At 63.9% G+C, this 14,315-nt stretch carries 17 protein-coding genes and 1 tRNA gene; 6 read left to right on the top strand and 12 right to left on the bottom strand.

Annotation, left to right across the window (positions count from 1 at the left end):
* Positions 1-118: 118 nt before the first annotated feature.
* Together XH80_RS21415 and XH80_RS21410 are read right to left on the bottom strand one after the other, a co-directional pair.
* Positions 119-733 (bottom strand): ribonuclease D, encoded by a 615-nt coding sequence (locus XH80_RS21415; RefSeq protein WP_057752212.1) that lies wholly within the window; start codon positions 731-733, stop codon positions 119-121.
* Positions 734-836: 103 nt separating this feature from the next.
* Positions 837-2,162, bottom strand: coding sequence for a UbiA family prenyltransferase (locus XH80_RS21410; RefSeq protein ID WP_271600279.1), 1,326 nt, complete (start codon positions 2,160-2,162; stop codon positions 837-839).
* A 258-nt stretch (positions 2,163-2,420) separates the two neighbouring features.
* Here XH80_RS21410 and XH80_RS21405 point away from each other — a divergent pair, with 258 nt between their 5' ends.
* Positions 2,421-3,692 carry an MFS transporter gene (locus XH80_RS21405; protein WP_271600278.1) on the top strand — a complete coding sequence of 424 codons (1,272 nt, stop codon included), beginning with the start codon at positions 2,421-2,423 and terminating at the stop codon, positions 3,690-3,692.
* Between the two features lie 58 nt (positions 3,693-3,750).
* Here XH80_RS21405 and XH80_RS21400 read toward each other — a convergent pair whose 3' ends face one another.
* Positions 3,751-4,077 carry an NIPSNAP family protein gene (locus tag XH80_RS21400; RefSeq protein WP_271600277.1) on the bottom strand — a complete coding sequence of 109 codons (327 nt, stop codon included), beginning with the start codon at positions 4,075-4,077 and terminating at the stop codon, positions 3,751-3,753.
* A gap of 66 nt (positions 4,078-4,143) precedes the next feature.
* Here XH80_RS21400 and XH80_RS21395 point away from each other — a divergent pair, with 66 nt between their 5' ends.
* A complete protein-coding gene (locus XH80_RS21395) occupies positions 4,144-5,151 on the top strand; it encodes a GlxA family transcriptional regulator (RefSeq protein WP_271600276.1) in 1,008 nt (335 codons plus the stop codon).
* Positions 5,152-5,236: 85 nt separating this feature from the next.
* Here the strand turns inward: XH80_RS21395 and XH80_RS21390 are convergent, their stop codons facing one another.
* The 5 genes from XH80_RS21390 to XH80_RS21370 all read right to left on the bottom strand — a co-directional run bounded on the left by XH80_RS21390 (position 5,237) and on the right by XH80_RS21370 (position 6,847).
* Positions 5,237-5,440, bottom strand: coding sequence for a hypothetical protein (locus XH80_RS21390; RefSeq protein WP_271600275.1), 204 nt, complete (start codon positions 5,438-5,440; stop codon positions 5,237-5,239).
* A gap of 18 nt (positions 5,441-5,458) precedes the next feature.
* Positions 5,459-5,674, bottom strand: coding sequence for a hypothetical protein (locus XH80_RS21385; protein WP_271600274.1), 216 nt, complete (start codon positions 5,672-5,674; stop codon positions 5,459-5,461).
* 374 nt (positions 5,675-6,048) lie between these two features.
* Positions 6,049-6,342 carry a type II toxin-antitoxin system RelE/ParE family toxin gene (locus XH80_RS21380; RefSeq protein WP_271600273.1) on the bottom strand — a complete coding sequence of 98 codons (294 nt, stop codon included), beginning with the start codon at positions 6,340-6,342 and terminating at the stop codon, positions 6,049-6,051.
* Positions 6,343-6,552 (bottom strand): addiction module protein, encoded by a 210-nt coding sequence (locus tag XH80_RS21375; protein WP_271600272.1) that lies wholly within the window; start codon positions 6,550-6,552, stop codon positions 6,343-6,345.
* 208 nt (positions 6,553-6,760) lie between these two features.
* A tRNA-Leu gene (locus tag XH80_RS21370) sits at positions 6,761-6,847 on the bottom strand.
* Positions 6,848-6,987: 140 nt separating this feature from the next.
* Between XH80_RS21370 and XH80_RS21365 the strand changes: the two genes are divergently transcribed.
* Positions 6,988-7,953, top strand: coding sequence for a complex I NDUFA9 subunit family protein (locus XH80_RS21365; protein WP_271600271.1), 966 nt, complete (start codon positions 6,988-6,990; stop codon positions 7,951-7,953).
* A gap of 167 nt (positions 7,954-8,120) precedes the next feature.
* Here the strand turns inward: XH80_RS21365 and XH80_RS21360 are convergent, their stop codons facing one another.
* From XH80_RS21360 to XH80_RS21350, 3 genes are all read right to left on the bottom strand, one after another.
* On the bottom strand, positions 8,121-8,861 hold the full coding sequence (locus XH80_RS21360) for an SDR family oxidoreductase (protein WP_271600270.1): 741 nt from the start codon (positions 8,859-8,861) through the stop codon (positions 8,121-8,123).
* 3 nt (positions 8,862-8,864) lie between these two features.
* On the bottom strand, positions 8,865-10,190 hold the full coding sequence (locus tag XH80_RS21355) for an FAD-binding oxidoreductase (RefSeq protein ID WP_271600269.1): 1,326 nt from the start codon (positions 10,188-10,190) through the stop codon (positions 8,865-8,867).
* 250 nt (positions 10,191-10,440) lie between these two features.
* The gene (locus XH80_RS21350) at positions 10,441-11,247 is read right to left on the bottom strand and encodes an undecaprenyl-diphosphate phosphatase (protein WP_271600268.1); all 807 of its coding nucleotides are present in this window, start codon (positions 11,245-11,247) and stop codon (positions 10,441-10,443) included.
* A 168-nt stretch (positions 11,248-11,415) separates the two neighbouring features.
* Between XH80_RS21350 and XH80_RS21345 the strand changes: the two genes are divergently transcribed.
* Positions 11,416-12,108, top strand: coding sequence for a glutathione S-transferase family protein (locus XH80_RS21345; protein WP_220003706.1), 693 nt, complete (start codon positions 11,416-11,418; stop codon positions 12,106-12,108).
* Positions 12,057-13,232 carry a tRNA epoxyqueuosine(34) reductase QueG gene (gene queG / locus XH80_RS21340; RefSeq protein WP_271600267.1) on the top strand — a complete coding sequence of 392 codons (1,176 nt, stop codon included), beginning with the start codon at positions 12,057-12,059 and terminating at the stop codon, positions 13,230-13,232. The genes XH80_RS21345 and queG overlap by 52 nt, the downstream gene beginning before the upstream one ends.
* Here queG and XH80_RS21335 read toward each other — a convergent pair.
* Positions 13,229-13,408, bottom strand: coding sequence for a hypothetical protein (locus tag XH80_RS21335; protein ID WP_271600266.1), 180 nt, complete (start codon positions 13,406-13,408; stop codon positions 13,229-13,231). The two genes, queG and XH80_RS21335, sit on opposite strands and share 4 nt — an antisense overlap.
* Between XH80_RS21335 and XH80_RS21330 the strand changes: the two genes are divergently transcribed.
* Complete coding sequence (locus XH80_RS21330; RefSeq protein ID WP_271600265.1) at positions 13,407-14,204, top strand: acyl-CoA thioesterase domain-containing protein; 798 nt, start codon at positions 13,407-13,409, stop codon at positions 14,202-14,204. The genes XH80_RS21335 and XH80_RS21330 overlap by 2 nt on opposite strands.
* Positions 14,205-14,315 lie beyond the last annotated feature (111 nt).

Genomic DNA, 14,315 nt, shown 5'->3' with positions numbered 1-14,315 from the left:
TATGCAGCCCGCGACAAACCGGTACGAAAGTGTCCGAAACGAGGCGGCAGCCCTGGTCCGCTTGCTGTCATTCCGGGGCGATGCGAAGCATCGAACCCGGAATGACGTCGAAACGATCTCAGGAATGCGCAAAAATGTCCTCTTCCTCCCAGCCCTGGAGGTCGAGCAAAGCGCGGGTCGGCAGGAAGTCGAAACAGGCTTTTGCCAGCGCCGTGCGGCCCTCCCGGACCAACATGGCGTCCAGCCGCTCGCGTAAGGCATGCAGATGCAGCACGTCGGAGGCGGCATAGGCCAGCTGCGGCTCGCTCAGGCTGTCGGAACCCCAATCGCTCGACTGCTGCTGCTTGGAGAGGTCGACATTGAGCACCTCGCGGACGAGGTCCTTGAGGCCGTGGCGGTCGGTATAGGTGCGGGTCAGGCGGGAGGCGATCTTGGTGCAGTAGATCGGCCCGGTCATCACACCGAAGGTCTGGTACAGCACCGCGACGTCGAACCGGGCGAAATGAAAGATCTTGGTGATGGCGGGATTGGCCAGCAGCGCCTTCAAATTCGGCGCATCGGTGTGGCCCTTGGGGATCTGCACCACGTCGGCGCTGCCGTCGCCCGGCGAGAGCTGGACCACGCAGAGCCTGTCGCGGTGCGGGTTGAGCCCCATGGTCTCGGTGTCGATCGCCACCGCGCCGGTGTAGCGGGAGAGGTCAGGCAGGTCACCGCGATGCAGGCGTACGGTCATGGCGTTTCAAACCCTCAAATCGAATCGGTCGCTCGGCAGCATAGGCTAATCGGATGGTCCGCGATTTAGCCATTAGGGACAGGCGGCGCAAGCCGCGGCTGGCTCAGATCGCCGCCAGCATGATGCAGACCATCGCCGCCACGGTGGTGCGGCTGGCGCCGTCGCGGAAGGCGTAGATGATGGGGTCATCAGGCATCTCGCGGCGATGCGCGATCATCAGGGCCCGCCCGAACCAGTAGAGCAGCAGCGGCGCGAGCAGCCACAGCATCCAGGGCCGGCTGTAGAGCGGTGTCACCGCCGAGGACGAGACGTAGAGCGCAAACACCGTCACCGCATTCATCGCGCTCGCCGCCGCCATCGCGGCGATGATGTGGAGGTCGCTGATGCGGTAGTCGCGGTTGGACGGATCGGCGAGGCCCTCGCCCTGGCGCATGCTGAGCTCGCTGAAACGCTTGATCAGCGCCAGCGAGGTGAACACGAACAGCGAAAACACCATCAGCCATTCCGACAGCACCACGCCGGCGGCGACCGCGCCGGCGACGATGCGCAGGCAATAGAGGCCGGCAAGCGTGACGACGTCGACCAGCATCTTGCGCTTGAGCACCAGCGAATAGGCGATGGTGGTGACGAGATAGGCGACGAGCACGCTGAGGAAGGTCCAGGAAATGCAGAGGCTGGCACCGAAGGCGAACAGCCACAGCGCGGGGATCGCCGGCAGCGCCGACGAGATCGGCAAGTCCCCCGCGGCCAGCGCGCGGTGGCGCTTGGTCGGATGCTGGCGATCGGCGGCGAGGTCGAGCAGATCGTTCATCAGATAGGCGCCCGAGGCGCAGGCCGAGAACGCCAGGAACGCCAGCAGCGTGGTGCCGAGCGTTGCGACATTGACCTGATGCGCGGTGAGAACGGGCACGAACACCAGCGTGTTCTTGGCGTATTGATAGAGCCGCAGCGCCTTCGCCCAGGTGCGAAGACTGGCGCGATCACGATTGACATGGTCGATGCGTTCGATCGCGGCGGGATCGAACGGCAGATTGCCGCCGGCCGCAAGGTCGGCTGGGGTCACGACGCCGTCGAAGCCGAGATGCGCCGAGATGCCGGCCGCCTGGTCGGCAAAGCGCTCCGCGACCAGATAGATCTTCGCGCCCCGCGCCCGCGCCGCCAGTGCCCGGTTCAGCACCTCGGCATCATAGGGCAGGTGGGCGTAGTCGATCCTGGCGCGCGCCAGAACCTCCGTGAGGACAGCCATGCCCGGACGTCCGCCCGCGCCGAAACGGGCCAGCATGCGGGCGGGGGCTGAGAACAGCGCCTCCATCAGCAATTCCGAACGCAGCAGGGCGCCTTCGAGATCGATGACGAGAGTACGGGCCGGCGCCGGCCTCGCCTGCGGCGCGGCCTCACTCGGATCGTACTGCGAGGCGGGTTGCTCCATCCGAAAACGCTCTGACTTGCCGCGACACGGCCGGCCCCAAGGGCTGGCGGGAAGCGGGAAAAGGACGGCCGCGAGCCTAGGCGGCATTGGCTAAGGGCGGCTTAACCCTTCCGGCAAAGGGGACCCCGAGGCCAGCTGTTGCAGGGATCCCACAATCCGGCGCGGGCTGGATATACCAGCCGAAGCCCAGGTCCGAGCCGGTGGTAATCGGCGGCGCCCACCCTATCTGAGCCCGGTTTCTCACACGCATCAGGTGCCATGACAGACCAGACGCTCGCCGCGCCGATCGACGATCAGCAGGAACGCCAGCGCGGCTTTACGCGCTACCAATCGCTTCTCGTGGCGCTGCTCGCCTTCGCGCAGTTCACGATCATTCTCGACTTCATCATCATGTCGCCGCTCGGCGCCATCATGATGCCCTCGCTCAACATCACGGCCGGGCAATTCGGCGTCGCGGTGTCGGCCTACGCGTTCAGCGCCGGCCTTTCAGGCATTTTGGCCGCCGGCTTTGCCGATCGCTTCGACCGCAAGCGGCTGCTGCTGTTCTTCTACACCGGGTTCACGCTCGGAACCCTACTGTGCGCGCTGGCGCAGAATTATCATGTGCTGCTGCTCGGCCGCATCGTCACCGGCCTGTTCGGCGGCGTGATCGGCTCGATCGTGCTCGCCATCGTCACCGATTTGTTCGCACTGCATTTGCGCGGCCGCGTGATGGGGTTCGTGCAGACGGCGTTCGCCGCGAGCCAGGTGCTCGGCGTTCCCGCCGGCCTGTTCCTGGCCAATCACTGGAGCTGGCATGTCTGCTTCTTTGCGATCGTCGGCCTGTCGATCCTGTCGATCGCCGTCATCGCCTTTGCCATGGAGCCGGTCGATGCGCATCTGAAGCTGAAGCAGGACCGGAACCCGTTCCACCATCTGGTCGCGACGGTCAGTGAGCCGCGCTACACGCTGGCCTTCGCGGTCACGACCTTGCTGGCGACGGGCGGCTACATGCTGATGCCGTATTCCAGCGCCTTCACCGTGAACAATATCGGCATCGACATCGTGCATCTGCCGACGATCTATCTGGTTTCCGGCCTGTTCAGCATCGTCACCGGACCGCTGGTCGGCCGCGCGGCCGACAGCTTCGGCAAATATCCGACCTTCGTGTTCGGCTGCGCGATGACCATCGCTATGGTGCTGATCTACACCCATCTCGGCCACGTCTCGCTGGTAACCGCGATCGCCGTCAACGTGCTGCTGTTCGTCGGCATCTTCTCGCGCATGATCCCGTCGCAGGCGCTGATCTCGGCGATCCCCGATCAAAGCCAGCGCGGCGCGTTCAGCGCAATCAGCGCCTCGCTGCAGCAGCTTTCCGGCGGCCTCGGCTCGGTGCTCGCGGCCGCGATCATCTCGCAGCAAGCCGACGGCTCGCTGCTGCATTTCGAGCGGATCGGCTACGTCGTCGTCATGACGACTGTTATCACGCTGGTGGCGATGTATTTCGTGCAGAAGGGGGTGGCGGAGAAGGCAGGGAAGCGGGTGGTGTGAGGGCGCCTGGCAGCGGTGGAGACGCTACGAGCGGCGCCTCCACCTCTTGAGGCCTCTCTTATTGCAGGGCTGAGAAGCTTGTCGGGCTCATGAAAGAGTTCGTGATATTCGCGAGAATTGGCCCGTCGACCTCCGAGGCAGCGGCGACCTCCTGCCATTCGCGGTCCGCTACGAAGGCACCCCAGAGACGCTCCCGCTCCGCGAGCGAGTCCCAGACCAGGATGTAGACCAGCTCAAGGTGTGACGGTCCGACCGTGGTCCGCCAAAAGCCAAGCTGGCGAATGCCGAGCCGCTCCCAAATCTTCAGTGTGCGCGTTTCAAAACGCGTCAGCAGCGCCGGCATCCGGCCCGGCAGGGCGTGGTAGGTGCGCAATTCGTAGATCATCTCTCATCCTCGCCTGGTTTAAGCCTATCTGCGTTACGCCCGTTGCGACTGGCATATTTGCCAAACTTGTCGTATTTCCTGCCAATGCTCACACCGGCCCCGGCACGCCCTCGGCATATTGTCTTTCTGATCTTTGAGCGCTTCCAAGTGCTCGATCTCGCCGGCCCGATGCAGGTGTTCCTTTCGGCGAGCGAACATGCGCGAGACGCCGCAACAGGGCTGCCAATCGATTACCGCGTCTCCGTCGTGTCGTCCGGTCCCACCAGGGTACAGGGCTCCTTGTCACTGGCGATCAATGCCGAGCCTTTGCCGTCCGCGTTGATGCCCGGAACGACGGTTATGGTGGTTGGAGGAAAGGGCGTTGAAGCGGCGTCGCAGGATCTTGTTCTGATCGACTGGTTGCGGAGCCACGCAGACGAGGCGGAGCGGATCTGCTCCGTTTGCAACGGTGCAATCGTGCTCGCCCGGGCCGGGTTGCTTGCGGGCAAGCGAGCGACAACGCATTGGGTCGATTGTGACAAGCTCCAACGGAACTTCCGCGATGTCACGGTCGACCGCGATGCCATCTATGTGCGCGACGGCAAAATCTGGAGTTCCGCAGGCGTCAGCGCCGGCATTGACCTCGCCCTCGCGCTCGTCGCCGATGACCACGGCGAAGCAGCGGCCGCAGTCACGGCCAAGTGGATGGTGCTTTACGTCAAGCGACCAGGCAGCCAGTCGCAATTCAGCGAATTCATCGAAACCATCGACCATGAGAAGGCGGGCGCTTTTGCGGAGCTTCGCCAGTGGATCCTGCGCAATATCCGCCGCGACCTCAGCGTTCCCAGGCTTGCGGCTCAGGCGGGCATGAGCGAGCGAACATTCGCGCGCAAATATCGTAGGTTGATCGGTGTGCCGCCCGCCGAGACGGTCAAACGGCTTCGTGCCGATACGGCGCGTCACCATCTTCGGACCTCGACTTTGCCGCTCAAGACGGTTGCGGACAGGTGCGGCTTCGGGTCGGTCGAGCAGATGAATCGGGTCCATCTGAAATTCTACGGTCTGACCTCGCGTACATTACGTGACATCGGATAGCCGATCCTTAAAGCGCGATGAGATTGGGTTGAATCGTCATCGCGCTCTAGAACGGCCATGCGCGTAGATCGCTGGCGCTCGCATTTCAGGTCCGGTGGCAGCCGGGGCTATCTGACGTCAGCGTTCCGTCCGGCCGCATCAGGGCCGTGTCCGGATTGCACAGGAGCGAAGGTTGCATGACCTTGTCCATGATCTGACGCCCGGCTTGCTGAAAAATTTCCTTTAGCATTCCTCCGGACACGACGGTCAGATCGGCGTCGGTCAGCTCCTGACAGGATGGTTGGGTCATTTTCCTTCTCCCTCGACTTCACTGGGGCTTGCCGTGCCACTGCACACCGCCGTCCGAAGAAACCGACCAAACACCGTTCACACCGCCAAGGCTGCCCGGCCACGTAACAGCCATACCGCCGTTGCTTTTCGTTCCCCAGGCGATAGATCCGGTATGTCCTGACGTGCCGAAACTACCGGATCCTCCCGCAACGTCGTCGAGCCGGTCGAGGGACAGTTCATCGATGTTCGACATTGCGCACATGGTCTTCTCTCCATCCGAAGGTCATCCCGCCCATCGGGTTGATGCCGCACCTTGCCTCAGAGCCGGTCGTTCCGACCGTGAGTAGGATCACGCAGCACATGGAGCAGGAGCTTGTTGCTGGAGCAGGCGGACTTCTGATCACCGCCAGCATGTTGAACGCGCGTCCGGCACGTTGGCTCAACAGCCGTTTGGCCCAACTTCGCGAGTGGGGGCCTCATGACGGTTTTCGTTCCGGCAGAATCGTCGGTCTGAAAGGATCACGACAAGGGTTTTGATAATTATTGAAGCATACGGGATCCTATGGCCTCACGCCGCGGCGCGTAGGGAAGCGGATGATGTGAGGGCGCCTGGCAGCGGTGGAGACGCTACGAGCGGCGCTTCCAGGTCAGGGGATCGCGGCTCGTGTGGAACACCGCGATGATATAGATGGTATCTTGCGTTTCACGATACACCACAATGTAGGGGAAACGTCGAAGCAAAGCGCGGCGAGCGTTCTTGGAGGCCAGCGGAAATTGCTTGGGATTCTCCCCGACTTTAATCAGCGCTGCACGCAAGGCGTCCCGAAATTGCGGCACCACGTGCGGAGCGTGAGTGTCGTACCAGCGGACAGCTTCGAGGAGGTCGGCTCGTGCCGCCCGCGTAAAAAGGACCTTGGCCACTTATCGTGACCGGCGATCGAGCTCGGCCTCAATATCTTCCCACGGAATCGCTTCGCGGCGGTCCGCATCAAAAGTCGCCAGCCGACGGTCAAGTTCGGCCTCCTGCGCGGGGGTCAACCGCACATCGGTCGCAGAGAGGCTGTCCCAGAGCTCGCCGATGAGGTCGAGCCGCTCCTTGGGAGTCAAGCGACTGATGTCGAGCGTTGCCATCGTCTCCAACCCCTTTGGCCAACGAAATCACGATCCTCACGGATCCGTCGAGACCAATATTGCTATCGCCGCGGCAAATGGAAAGAGGGGCGGCTAACAAGCGCAAATGGACTCTTGGATTGATCCGCAACATTGTTGCGCATCAGGCGCTTTGGCCCGACCGACGGAGCCCCACTGCCGGCCTTGGGACTGCGCCCCAAGGGACTAATGGTGCCCAGGAAAGGACTCGAACCTTCACGGCCGTTAAGCCACTGGCACCTGAAGCCAGCGCGTCTACCAATTCCACCACCTGGGCATGCCGTTTGGGGCACGGAGGCGGTTACTACGGTTCGGTGACGCCGTTGTCAATTCATGGTTCTGGATGCCGATTGCGCATCGCACACCGCCCCGGTAGAAGCCTGATATCGCGCAATCTTCCTGCAGGAATGGACCTCCATGGCATCGAATCTGGAAACTCTCGTCACGGTTTTCGGCGGATCGGGGTTTTTGGGCCGGAATGTGGTTCGGGCGCTGTGCCGGCGGGATTACCGGATCCGGGTTGCGGTGCGGCGGCCGGAACTCGCCGGATACCTGCAGCCCTCGGGCAAGGTCGGCCAGGTCCACACCATCCAGGCGAACCTGCGCTACCCCGCCTCGGTCGAGGCGGCGGTGCGTGATTCGCATGTCGTGATCAACCTGGTCGGCATCCTCACCGAGGGCGGCGCCCAGACCTTCGACGCCGTCCAGGCCAAGGGCGCCGAGACCGTCGCCAAGGCGGCGGCCGCGGCGGGCGCCGACCTGATCCATGTCTCGGCGATCGGCGCGGATATTGATTCGCCCTCGCGCTATGCCAAGGCCAAGGCCGCCGGCGAAGCCGCGGTGAGCGCGGCGGTGCCGTCGGCCACGATCTTCCGCCCCTCCGTGATGTTCGGCCCCGAGGACCAGTTCACCAACCGCTTCGCGGCCCTGGCGCGGCTGTCGCCGCTGCTACCGCTGATCGGCGGGAGCACGCGGATGCAGCCGGTTTATGTCGGCGATGTCGCTACCGCGATCGCGGATGCCGTCGACGGCAAGGCCAAGGCGGGCGCAACGTACGAGCTCGGCGGGCCCGAGGTGCTGACGATGCGCGAGATCATCGAGACCATTCTCGCGATCACCGACCGCGAGCGCACGCTGGTGCCGCTGTCGTTCGGCCTCGCCCGCCTCGAGGCCGCCCTCCTGCAATTCGCCCCGGGCGCGTTCAAGCTGACGCCGGACCAGGTCACGCTGCTCGAGCACGACAATGTCGTGTCGGACGCGGCGAAGGCCGCCGGCCTGACGCTGGAAGGGCTCGGCATCACCCCCGATTCGCTGGAAGCGATCGCCCCGCAATATCTCTGGCGCTTCCGCCCGCAAGGGCAGTTCCAGCGCATGGGCGTGTGAGTTGGTACACCTCTCCCGCTTGCGGGAGAGGTCGCCGCGTAGCGGCGGGTGAGGGCTCTGTCCTCTTGGGTAAATCTTTTTGAGGAGACACCCTCTCCCCAACCCTCCCCCGCAAGCGGGGAGGGAGCGCACCGATCACGCAGCGAAGACTGGTGCGCTACACAAGCTTAAAACTTCAGCTTCTTGAACACCACTTCCGGCAGCGCCCTGATGATCAGCATCACGAGGCGCCAGATGCCGCTGACATAGACGACGTCGGTCTTCTTCTCGACGGCGCGGAGGATTGCATCGCCGACGACGGACGCTTCGACCGTGAGCGGGCCGATCAGCTTCATGCCTTCAGTCATTTTGGTCCGGACGAAGCCCGGCTTGACGGTGACGACATGCACGCCGCCGCGGCTGGCGCGGGCGCGCAGGCCTGAGAGGAAGGCGGAGAAGCCTGCTTTCGCCGAGCCGTAGACATAGTTCGAGGCGCGGCCGCGATCACCGGCCACGGACGACACGCCGACAATGGTGCCGTTGGCGCGGCCTAAAAACTTCTCCGCGAACAGGCCGAGGATCAGCGACGGTCCCTCATAATTGGAGCGCATGATGGTGGTGGCGTGGGCGAGGTCGCTCTCGGCCTTTTGCTGCACACCCAGCAATCCGACGATCGAGATCACGACGTCGGGCAAGACGGGAAGGCCGGCGACAAAGCCGTCAAAAGATGCGGTGTCGAGCACATCGAAGACCTGCGTGCTCGCTTCGATATCGTAGCGCGCGCGCAGATCGGCGGCGTCAGGCTCGAGCGCTGTGGCATCGCGACCTGCGAGCGCGACATCGTAGCCGGCCTTGGCGAAGGCGCGCGCGGCGGCGCGGCCGATATCGGAGGAGCCACCAAGCACCAGAACTGACTTGCGTGACGTCACGGCTTAAACCTCATCGAGCAGGCGTTGTGACAATTTCGAGCGGATGTTGCCGGCCGGATCGAGCGATTTGCGGATCGCCTTGAAGCGCTGAAACGCCGGATAGCCGGCCTCGAACGTCGCGCGCGACTGGCGCGCGTCCTTTGCGAGGTAGAGCCGGCCGCCGGCGGCGACGACCAGGCGGTCGATCTCGTCGAGGAAATCCAGGATGTCGCCGTTCACCGGGAAATCCAGCGCCAGCGTGTAGCCGGGCAGCGGAAACGACAGCAGCCCGTCGCCATGACCGAGCTTCTTCAGCACCGCGAGGAACGACGCATCGCCGCGCCTTGCAACGCGATCCAGGATGTCGCCGAGCACCTCGCGCGCGGCAGCTTCGGGGATCACGCATTGATGCTGGAGGAAGCCGCGCCGTCCATAGATGCGATTCCAGTCGCTGAGACTGTCGAGCGGGAAGAAATACGGATAGAGCGAGACCACATGATCGCCACCGGCGCGGCGCGCGCCCATGCGGTAATAGAGCTCGTTGAAGGCACTGACGCTGTAGCGATTGAGCGTGACCGACGGCAGGTCGAGCGGCACCGCGAGCGCCGGCGGTTTGCCGACGGGAAACACCACGGCGCCTTCGGCCAGCTCGTCCCGGTCGGCATGCTCCCCGAGATAGATCAAGGAGCGGCCAAGGTTGCGCCCGCGCGCCACGCAATCGATCCACGCCACCGAATAGGTGGCGGAATCGCCGGCCTCGAGCGCGCGTATGGCAGCATCGAGATCGGACGCGGAGATCACCCGCTCCCGAATCCAGCCTGTTACGACCGGGCGAAGCCGCATCGTCGCTTCGAGGATCACGCCGGTGAGGCCCATGCCGCCGACGGTTGCGAAGAAGGCATCGGAATTCTGCTCGCGCGAGGCTTCGATGGTCTCGCCGGAACCGGTGCGCAGCAGGATGCTGTCGACGTAGCGGCCGAAACCGCCCTCGCAATGATGGTTCTTGCCATGCACGTCGGCCGCGATCGCGCCGCCGACCGAGACGAAGCGCGTGCCCGGCACCACTGATGGCAGGAAGCCGCGTGGGCCGAAGGTGTCGATCAGGTCGGACAGCAGCACGCCGGCTTCAACGCGAATGCGGCCGGTCGCGGGATCGAACGACCTCACCCGGTCGAACGCCGTCATGGTGATGGTTCTGGCGGCGCCGATCGCGGCATCGCCATAGGCGCGGCCATTGCCCCTCGCTACCGAGCCGGCAACGACAGCCTCCCCCACAGCCTCGAACGACCGCGGCCGCAGCATTTCGCTATCGACGACCGGGAAGCGCCCCCAGCCGCTGACTGTCGTCATCGCACAGCTCCGCCTGCGGGCCATCCCGCACCAGGAACTGCCTAGCGGTCAAAAGCTGATATTGGGTTGAGGCTTGTCGGCGAGTTTTCAAAGGTTAACGGCGTAGCGCCGTTCGCGTAGCCCGGACGGAGCCGACGGGTCGGCGCGACGCGCCGCCCGATGACAGGCTCCGCGCAATCCGGGGCAGCAGCGCTTGTGGCACGATCCCGGATTACGCTTGCGCTCCATCCGGGCTACAGGACCACAAGATTTAACGCCCCAGCGCCAGTGCGATCAGGCCGAGCGTGCCGACGATGACGCGCCACCAGGCGAACACCACGAAGCCGTGGCGGGTGACGTATTCCAGGAAACTCTTCACCACGATGATCGCGGTGATGAACGACACCACGAAACCGATCGCGACGATGCCCATATGGTCCATCGTCATCTCGGAGCGGTTCTTGTAGAAATCGTAGGCGAAGGCGCCGATCATGGTGGGGATGGCGAGGAAGAAGGAGAACTCCGCCGCCGCCCGCTTGTCGGCGCCAAGTAGCATCGCCGCGACGATGCTGGCGCCGGAGCGCGACACGCCCGGGATCATCGCGACGCACTGCGCGATGCCGATATAGAGATACATCAGCAGCGGAAATTTGGTGGCGTCATGCTCGCGCGGCTTGAGATCGAGCCGGTCGACCCAGAGCAGGATGGCGCCGCCGACGATCAGCGTGAAGCACACGACCCAGGGATTGAACAGCACGCTCTTGATGTATTTGCCGGCAACGAGGCCGACGACGACAGCGGGCAGGAACGCCACCAGCACGCCGATCACGAACCGTCGCGCATAGGCATCGCCCGTGAACATGCCGATTGCGACGTCCCACAGCTTCTTGAAATAGAGCCCGACGATCGCGAGGATCGCGCCCAGCTGGATCAGAACCGTAAACGAATCCCAGAACGCGCCCTCGCCGAGGCCGAAGAAACGCTCGGCCAACAGCAGATGGCCGGTCGAGGACACGGGAAGGAACTCGGTTACACCCTCGATGATGCCGAGGATCACTGCCCGTATTGCATCTAACATATTTACGGTCCATTTCCGCTGGAAAAGCGGGGCTCTTCTCGCCTATTCGCCCCTCGCTCGCAATCGCAAAATGCGCTATCGCGCCTTGCCTCACTGATTTGAAGGACTAGTGTGGCACCGCACAAACATTGATGGATTCTTAAGCACCATCAAATAGTCAAAGGCTGCATGTTTACGCTGTTCCATCATCCGTTTTGCCCGCATTCGCGCTTCATCCGCCTGATCGCGGGCGAATACGGGCTCGAATTGAAGCTCACGGAGGAACGCAGCTGGGAACGGCGCGAGGCATTTCTGCTGCTCAACGCGGCCGGCACGACGCCTGTGATGGTGGACGACGAGCAGCCGCCGATCCCGGGCGCCGCGATCATCGCGGAGTATCTCGACGAGGCCTATGGCGCCGAGATGGGACCCAAGCGCCTGATGCCGGAGACGATCGCCGAGCGCGTCGAGGTGCGCCGGCTGATGGCCTGGTTCAACGAAAAGTTCTTCGAGGAAGTGTCGCACCCGCTCGTCACCGAGCGCATCTACAAGCGCTTCATGAGCGAAGAGCACGGCGGCGGGCCGCCCTCAGCCGATATCATGCGCGCTGCCAAAGCAAACGTGCGCTATCATCTCGCCTATATCGGCTGGCTGGCGCAGACGCGTAACTTCCTTGCCGGCGACCGGCTCACTTACGCGGATCTCGCCGCCGCGGCGCATCTCTCGGCGATCGACTATCTGGGCGACGTGCCATGGAGCGAGGACGACGCAGCAAAGGCGTGGTACGCGCGGGTGAAATCCCGCCCGTCGTTCCGCCCGCTGCTGAGCGAGTGGCTGGCGGGCGTGCCGGCGTCGCGAACCTACGTGGACCTGGATTTCTGAGCCTTGATCCGACTGAACTGAAGGCTCAGCTGGCACGCGAAGCGAGCGCGCTCGGCTTCGACTGCATCGGCATCACCGAGCCTGGCACGATCGAGCAGGCCGGCGCGCATTTTCTCGAATTCATCGCCACGGGCGGACACGGCGACATGGACTGGCTTGCGAGTCAGCCTGAGCGGCGCGTCGATCCGCGCGGGCTGTGGAGCGACGTGCGCAGCGTGATCATGCTCGGCGTCAATTACGGCCCCGACCAGGATCCGCTCGCGATCCTGAAGCAGCGCACGCGCGCGGCGATCTCGGTCTATGCGCAGGGCGACGATTATCACGACCTCATCAAGAAACGGCTGAAAGCGCTGGCGCGCTGGCTGGTCGCGACTGCCCCGAGCGAAGTGAAAGTATTCGTCGACACCGCGGCGGTGATGGAGAAGCCCTTGGCGCAGGCCGCGCATCTCGGCTGGCAGGGCAAGCACACCAATCTGGTTTCGCGCGAGTTCGGCTCATGGCTGTTTCTCGGCGCGATCTACACCACGCTCGAACTGCCGCGCGACTCCGCCGAGATCGACCATTGCGGCTCGTGCCGGGCCTGTCTCGACATCTGCCCGACCGCGGCGTTTCCGGCCCCCTACAAGCTCGATGCGCGGCGCTGCATCTCGTATCTGACCATCGAGAACAAGGGATCTATCCCGCAGGAGTTTCGCAAGGCCATCGGCAACCGCATCTATGGCTGCGACGATTGCCTGGCGGCGTGCCCCTGGAACAAGTTTGCGCAACAGGGCCGCGAAGCAAGACTCGCCGCGCGGCATGAGTTGCGTGCACCGGAGCTGGCCGAACTGGCGCGACTCGACGACGCCGCGTTTCGCGCGCTGTTCACGAGGTCGCCGGTGAAGCGGATTGGCCGCGACCGGTTCCTGCGGAATGTGCTGATTGCGATTGGCAATTCCGGCGACGTTACGTTGGCGGACCAGGCGCGGCGCTTGCTGGATGATGCAAGCCCGCTGGTGCGTGGTGCGGCGGTGTGGGCGTTGGGACAGTTGCTGGAGAGGGATGAGTTCGAGGCGATGCAAGCCGATGCGCTGAACAAGGAGTCGGACGAGAGCGTGCGTGAGGAGTGGCAAGCCGCCTCCTAACCCACCGCTGTCATTCCCCGCGAAGGCGGGGAATCCAGTACGCCGCGGCTTTTCGGCTCAATCACTGCTGCCTCGGCGTACTGGATCGCCCGGTCGAGCCGGGCGATGACAACGGGAGTGTGGGGACGTGCATCACCCTTGATTTCCCCGTTCATTCCCGCAATCTCGCGCGCCATGACAAACATCCCTTTCTTCACCCGCGACGGCGAGACATTCCATCCGACGGAAGTGGCGAGCGGCCCCTGGGATCCGAAATCGCTGCACGGACGCGTTATCGTCGGCCTGCTCGGCTTCGCCATCGAGGAGCGCCATTCCGGTCCTGACTTCGTGCCGGCGCGATTGACCGTCGACATGTTTCGCCTGCCGACCATCGACAAGCCGATCAACGTGACAACAAAGCTGGTGCGTGACGGAATGCGCATCCGTGTGGTGGAGGCGGAATTCTTCTCCGGCGGCGTCAGCATGGCGCGCGCCTCGTGCCAGATGTTGCGGCGGACGCAGAACCCTGACGGCAATGTCTGGTCGCCGCCGAACTGGGACGTGCCGAAGCCATCAGACATTCCAAAACCCACCGATCCCAGGCTCGGCATGAACGGCAAATGGACGACGCGGCCGATCGTCGGACACATGGGTTCGCTCGGACCGCGCCGGCTCTGGATGAGCGAGGTGCGTGAGCTCGTGGCCGGCATGCCGATGACGCCGTTCGTGCATGTCGCTGTTGGCGCCGATTTCGCCAGTCCGTTTGCCAATGCCGGCGACAAGGGGCTCGGCTACATCAACAGCGACGTGACGATCTATCTGCATCGCCTGCCGGTGACGAACTGGATCGGCTTCGAAGTGGTAAACCATCACGCCACCGATGGCGTCGCGATCGGCGAATGCTGGCTCTACGACGAGCAGGGCCCGATCGGCACCGCGACGGTGGCAGCGCTGGCGCAGCGCAAGCCGATGGCGAAGGTGGAGAAGCGATAGTTTCGTCGTCATGCCCCGCGAAGGCGGGGCATCCAGTACGCCGCGGCTTATCGTTCAACCAAAACCATCTCGGCGTACTGGATCGCCCGATCAAGTCGGGCGATGACACCG

Origin of the sequence: Bradyrhizobium sp. CCBAU 45384 (genome assembly GCF_028128665.1) — a bacterium.
Classification (GTDB): Bacteria; Pseudomonadota; Alphaproteobacteria; order Rhizobiales; family Xanthobacteraceae; genus Bradyrhizobium; species Bradyrhizobium manausense.
This window is presented reverse-complemented; position numbering and strand designations above follow the sequence as displayed.

What these genes read in the sequence shown, in the direction of transcription:
- XH80_RS21415 (WP_057752212.1), bottom strand. Translation starts at nt 733, where the DNA reads ATGACCGTACGCCTGCATCGCGGTGACCTGCCTGACCTCTCCCGCTAC.
- XH80_RS21385 (WP_271600274.1), bottom strand. Translation starts at nt 5,674, where the DNA reads ATGTCGAACATCGATGAACTGTCCCTCGACCGGCTCGACGACGTTGCG.
- XH80_RS21335 (WP_271600266.1), bottom strand. Translation starts at nt 13,408, where the DNA reads ATGGCGCGCGAGATTGCGGGAATGAACGGGGAAATCAAGGGTGATGCA.
- XH80_RS21350 (WP_271600268.1), bottom strand. Translation starts at nt 11,247, where the DNA reads ATGTTAGATGCAATACGGGCAGTGATCCTCGGCATCATCGAGGGTGTA.
- XH80_RS21365 (WP_271600271.1), top strand. Translation starts at nt 6,988, where the DNA reads ATGGCATCGAATCTGGAAACTCTCGTCACGGTTTTCGGCGGATCGGGG.
- XH80_RS21330 (WP_271600265.1), top strand. Translation starts at nt 13,407, where the DNA reads ATGACAAACATCCCTTTCTTCACCCGCGACGGCGAGACATTCCATCCG.
- XH80_RS21355 (WP_271600269.1), bottom strand. Translation starts at nt 10,190, where the DNA reads ATGACGACAGTCAGCGGCTGGGGGCGCTTCCCGGTCGTCGATAGCGAA.
- XH80_RS21390 (WP_271600275.1), bottom strand. Translation starts at nt 5,440, where the DNA reads ATGACCCAACCATCCTGTCAGGAGCTGACCGACGCCGATCTGACCGTC.
- XH80_RS21400 (WP_271600277.1), bottom strand. Translation starts at nt 4,077, where the DNA reads ATGATCTACGAATTGCGCACCTACCACGCCCTGCCGGGCCGGATGCCG.
- XH80_RS21405 (WP_271600278.1), top strand. Translation starts at nt 2,421, where the DNA reads ATGACAGACCAGACGCTCGCCGCGCCGATCGACGATCAGCAGGAACGC.
- XH80_RS21410 (WP_271600279.1), bottom strand. Translation starts at nt 2,162, where the DNA reads ATGGAGCAACCCGCCTCGCAGTACGATCCGAGTGAGGCCGCGCCGCAG.
- XH80_RS21345 (WP_220003706.1), top strand. Translation starts at nt 11,416, where the DNA reads ATGTTTACGCTGTTCCATCATCCGTTTTGCCCGCATTCGCGCTTCATC.
- XH80_RS21375 (WP_271600272.1), bottom strand. Translation starts at nt 6,552, where the DNA reads ATGGCAACGCTCGACATCAGTCGCTTGACTCCCAAGGAGCGGCTCGAC.